General features: G+C 52.8%; 7 protein-coding genes. 6 read left to right on the forward strand and 1 reads right to left on the reverse strand.

Annotation, left to right across the window (positions count from 1 at the left end; translation table 11 throughout):
• The 6 genes from ACEW8P_RS14640 to ACEW8P_RS14665 form a co-directional block, all read left to right on the forward strand.
• On the forward strand, positions 1-821 hold an 821-nt coding region (locus ACEW8P_RS14640; protein WP_373513821.1), incomplete at its 5' end, for a sensor histidine kinase.
• Positions 818-1,594 carry a LytR/AlgR family response regulator transcription factor gene (locus ACEW8P_RS14645; protein ID WP_373513822.1) on the forward strand — a complete coding sequence of 259 codons (777 nt, stop codon included), beginning with the start codon at positions 818-820 and terminating at the stop codon, positions 1,592-1,594. The genes ACEW8P_RS14640 and ACEW8P_RS14645, both read left to right, overlap by 4 nt.
• 78 nt (positions 1,595-1,672) lie before the next feature.
• On the forward strand, positions 1,673-2,086 hold the full coding sequence (locus ACEW8P_RS14650) for a PepSY-like domain-containing protein (protein ID WP_373513823.1): 414 nt from the start codon (positions 1,673-1,675) through the stop codon (positions 2,084-2,086).
• A gap of 27 nt (positions 2,087-2,113) precedes the next feature.
• Positions 2,114-2,539, forward strand: a complete 426-nt coding sequence (locus tag ACEW8P_RS14655; RefSeq protein ID WP_373513824.1) for an EamA family transporter — start codon at positions 2,114-2,116, stop codon at positions 2,537-2,539.
• A 16-nt stretch (positions 2,540-2,555) separates the two neighbouring features.
• Complete coding sequence (locus ACEW8P_RS14660; RefSeq protein ID WP_373513825.1) at positions 2,556-3,230, forward strand: response regulator transcription factor; 675 nt, start codon at positions 2,556-2,558, stop codon at positions 3,228-3,230.
• Entirely contained in the window at positions 3,227-4,510 is a 1,284-nt protein-coding gene (locus ACEW8P_RS14665) for a sensor histidine kinase (protein WP_373513826.1), read from the forward strand. The genes ACEW8P_RS14660 and ACEW8P_RS14665 overlap by 4 nt, the downstream gene beginning before the upstream one ends.
• 48 nt (positions 4,511-4,558) lie before the next feature.
• Here the strand turns inward: ACEW8P_RS14665 and ACEW8P_RS14670 are convergent.
• Positions 4,559-5,051 (reverse strand): c-type cytochrome (locus tag ACEW8P_RS14670; RefSeq protein ID WP_373513827.1); only part of this gene is annotated, 493 nt, incomplete at its 5' end.

Below are 5,051 nucleotides of genomic sequence, written 5' to 3' on the forward strand. Positions count from 1 at the left end.
TTTTGGCCCTACTCTTCAATGTGCTGTTCGGCATCCTGATCCATACTATGGGAGATGATTTGAAGCAGGAGATCAACCGCCTGAACCAGACCACGCCGGGGAGCCACATCGGTGCACCACGCGATTCCGATCAGCGGCAGCGCATGAACAACGGCCTGCTTTTCATGGCGCTGCTGTCAACCTACTACCTGACCACCAATCGCCGATCCACCCGGCGCATTCAGCAGTTGCAGGTGCAGGCCGAGCGGCTGGAAAAAGAAGCCGTGCAGTCGCAGTTTGCCGCTCTGAAAAACCAGGTAAATCCGCACTTTCTTTTCAATAGCCTTAGTATTCTTACTTCTTTGGTAGAGGTGGACGCCCGCCTGGCGGTGCAGTTCATCGGGCGACTGGCCAAAGCTTACCGCTATATTTTGGAGCAGCGCGACAACGAGCGGGTTAGTCTGCGCACCGAACTCGACTTCATCGAAGCGTACACTTTTTTACTCACCATTCGCTTCGAGGATAAGCTTTTCGTTGACATTGACGTACCGGAAACGGCCCGCGACGGCTTCGCCATTGCTCCCCTCACGCTGCAACTGCTGGTGGAAAACGCGGTCAAACACAACCGCTTGTCGGAAGAGGAACCTCTGCAGGTGCGCATCCGGCAAGAGGGCGATGCGTTGGTAGTTGCCAACCCGCTGCAACCCCGGCCCGACGGGAAAGATGAATCGACGGGCGTCGGACTGCAGAATATCATCAACCGCTACCACTTGCTGACCGACCGCCCCGTGGAGGTAGGCGAGCAGGACGGGGAATTTGTTGTAAAACTACCGCTGCTATGAACGTACTGATTATTGAGGATGAAAAGCGTACCGCCCAGCGGATGGAAAAATTGCTGGGGGAGTACGACCCTGCCATCCGCGTCCTGGCCCAGCTACCAGGCGTAGCTAAAGCGGTGGCGTGGCTGGCCGATCCGGCTAATTCCAGGCCGGAACTTGTATTTCTGGATATTCACCTCGAAGACGGCTCGGGCTTCCAACTCATTGAGCAGGCCAAACTGACGATACCGATCATTTTTACCACTGCCTTCGATGAGTACACCCTGCAAGCTTTCAAAGCCAACAGCGTGGACTACCTGCTCAAGCCTATCGACGCCGACGAGTTAGGAACCGCCATCGACAAGTTCAAAAATCTCCGTGCTTCGCCCACGCCGGACCTGACAGATATCCTGCATTTGTTGCGCGAAACGTCTGGGAGCGGTTCGCCTTCGGTAGCTTACAAGGAAAGGTTTATGGTGACTATAGGTACCAAAATCCGCAGCATAGAAACCAGCGATACCGCCTACTTTTTCTTTGCTGACAAGTCCACCTGGCTCACCACCGCCGAAGGACTCAACGTCTCCATCGAGTACAGCCTCGACAAACTGGGTGACCTACTCGATCCGAAGCGGTTTTTCCGAGTCAATCGGGCCTTTTTGGTAGCACTGGATTCTATCCAGACGATTCACGCCTACTCGGGCGGCAAGCTCAAACTCGACCTCCGGCCCCCGCCGCGGCTCGAAGTGTTCGTTAGCGGCGACCGCATTACGCCCTTTAAGGAATGGCTGGGGAAGTAGGGCTGTATATTTTTCCAGATTTGCACCAGAATCGGTCCGTATTATTGAGCTATTAATTCACCTTAAAAGAACTCAAATATGAAACGCATGATTCTTGTGGCCCTAATGGCCGCAACCGTCCCCTTCGGGGCCCGCGCCCAGAAAGTAAAAGCCGACAAAGTACCCGCCGCCGTCAAGACAGCCTTCGCCAAAGCCTACCCCACTGCCAGCGATGTGGAATGGGAAAAAGAAAAAAACGGCGATTTTGAAGTAGAGTTTGAACAAGGGAAAGTGGAACTGTCGGTAGTATATAACCCGCTGGGCGTGGAGCAGGAAGTAGAGCAAGAGATCAAAATTTCGGAACTGCCCGCCGCGGTGCAAGCCGCCCTGAAAGGCAAAAAGATCAAGGAAGCCGCCATCATCAAGAAAGGCGGCCAGACTTACTACGAAGCCGAAGTCGGCGGCAAAGACCTTATTTTCGACGCCAGCGGCAAGCCCGTTAAAATGGAGTAAAAAATCCCGTCCCAAACTCGGATTCTTATGGAAAAGTGGATTGTTTACGCCTTGATTTCGATGTTCTTTGCGGGCCTGACGTCGGTGGTCGCCAAGTTTGGCATGAAAGACATGAGCAGCGACTCGGCGCTGGTCGTGCGCACGGCAGTAGTGTTTGCTTTTGTGACGGTGAATGCATTTTTGTTCAAAAACGCTTTCACAGAGATTCGCAAAGCCGCCCCGCGCGACCTGTGGCTGCTGGCCTTTTCAGGCCTGTGTACCACGGTTTCGTGGGTGTTTTATTACCGCGCGATGAAAGAAGGCCCGGTATCGTACGTGGCCTCCATCGACAAAGCCAGCATCGTCGTTACGCTCGTGCTTTCTTTTCTCATTCTGCGCGAACCCGTTACTACAAAAGTGCTGATCGGGGCCGCCCTCATCTTTGCCGGGATGTTGGTACTTGTATGGAAATAATGAAGACAACGGCACCATGAAAATTCTCCTGGTTGAAGATGAAAAACTCCTCGCCTCCGCTATTCTGGACTTCCTGCGTGCGGAGGGGCACGTGTGTGAGTGGGCGACGGATGCGCTGGATGCCGACGAGAAAATTGGCGTTTACGAGTACGATTGCGCCTTGGTGGACATTATGCTTCCCGACGGCTCGGGGCTTGATTTGGTCAAGAAATTGAAGGAGACGCGTTCGCGGGCGGGCATTATCATCATCTCGGCCAAAAATTCGCTCGATGACAAAGTTCGGGGCCTTGATCTGGGGGCCGACGACTACCTGACCAAACCCTTTCACCTATCTGAACTCAACGCCCGACTCAATTCGGTGCGGCGGCGACGGCAGTTCGACGGCAATCCCGAGATTGTCTTTGGCCCGATCAAAGTACTGCCCGACGCTAAGGAAGTGCGCGTGAACGGCCAAACCGTCTCGCTGACGCGAAAAGAGTACGACTTGCTGGTGTACTTGCTGGCTAACCCAGGCCGTGTCCTGACCAAGGGGGCCATTTCGGAACACCTTTACGGTGACGGCATCGACCAGGTGGATCGTTACGATTTCCTGTATTCCCAGATGAAAAACTTGCGCAAGAAACTCACCGAACAGGGCTGTCCCGACTACATCCAAACCATCTATGGCGTAGGCTACAAAATGACCACATGAAGCTGATTCAAAAAGCCACCCGCTCATTTTTAATAGCCTGTCTGCTAGTGGCGAGCCTGGGCGGCGTGTTTTGCTTTTTTTTATTAAAAAAAATATTTAGCGAAGAGGCCACCGAACAACTTTATGCCCAAAAGAAAAAACTCGCCGCCCATCTTAAAGAAACCCGGCAAATGCCAGAAAACTGGTATGCTCTTACCGACAGCCTGGCCGTAATACGGGTGGTTGAACCAGCAAGTGAAACGCTGACCGACACTGTGCTGGCCAACCCGCTCGAACCCGGTGAAATGCTCGACTACCGAATCCTGTCGTTTGGCGTTTCGGTGCTGCCATTGGATGACTCGACGAGTGAAATTCAGCACTACAAAGTCACGATTCAAAATCCAATCTACGAGACGGAAGATCTGAGTCAGGCCGTTTTCATGATTTTTGCCGGGCTGATTGTCGCGCTGGTGTTGGCTTTACTTTTGGTCAACTACTTGCTGTCCAACCGATTGTGGCAGCCTTTTTACCAAACCCTCGCTACGCTCGATACCTTCAAGATTAACGAAACGCAACCTCTGACTTTTACCCCTACTACTACTGGCGAGTTCCTAACCTTACAAGCCAACCTGGATCAGCTCACCCGGCTAGTCCGGCAAGAATACGCCAGTCTGAAAACCTTCACCGAAAATGCCTCGCACGAGTTGCAGACGCCGTTGGCGGTCATCAATTCCAACTTGGAACAACTGCTGCAAGCTCCCAACCTCACCCATTCCCAATTGGAACAAATCAGCGGCTTACTGGACACGACCGGGCGACTTGCCCGCCTGAACCAGACGCTGCTGCTACTGACCAAAATCGAGAACCGTCAGTTTGCAAGGCAAGAGCGGCTGGATTTCAGCAAGTTGCTACGCGAAAAACTCACGCTTTGGGAAGGGCTTATCCAACACAAGGGCATCAAGGTAAATCAACATATCGAAGTCGGCGTGGAAGTACTACTCAACCCGTACTTGGCCGACGTGTTGCTGAACAACTTGCTCACGAATGCCATCAAACACAATGTGACGGAAGGTGAGATCGGCGTGACGCTTAGCCCGCAAAAACTCATCATCCGCAACACGGGTAGTCCGCCTACCGTCCCGATCGAACAACTCTGGGCGCGTTTTCGGAAGGAGAGCAACCATCCAGATTCGCTGGGCCTGGGCTTGGCTCTGGTCGCCAAAATCTGTGAAACCAGCGGCTTTCAAGTCAGCTATAACTTTAAGGCAGGATGGCACGCAGTTGTTGTAGGAATGAATTGAACTGTACCAAAAACTTCCCGGACGAAAACGAAAAAACTGGCTTGCCGATCACCTTGCCGCCACCTCCGTTTCGGCCTTTGGTTTAAATTTCTCCCGAATCGAATTTTCAATCGGGTCGACAGACATCAGGTAGGTATAGATTGCCCCCAAGTCTTCCGGTTTCATCCCGCCGTACATTGTCCAGGGCATGATGGTTTGCATTTCGTTCGGACCTACTTTTTGCGGTACGTAACCGCTGTCGGCATAGGCGCGGAAGCGGGCTACGAAATCTATCTTCGTCCAGTTGCCGATACCCGTTGCCTTGTGTGGGGTGATGTTGGCAGAGTAGACTGTCCCCGTCGGCAATTCAAAAGACCTGCCGCCCGAAAACATTTTTTCGGCCACTATTTGTCCTTGTTCAGCCGGTGTGTGGCATTCTGCGCATCCAGCCATATTGGTAAGGTACTTTCCCTTAGCCAATTTATTGTTCGGGTCGGGCAAGGGCATGGGTTCGGCCTTTTTAGGGATGGTATTCAGGATAAAGTTCATCGGGAAATCAGGT

This window comes from Persicitalea sp. (genome assembly GCF_041751555.1).
Lineage (GTDB): Bacteria > Bacteroidota > Bacteroidia > Cytophagales > Spirosomataceae > Persicitalea.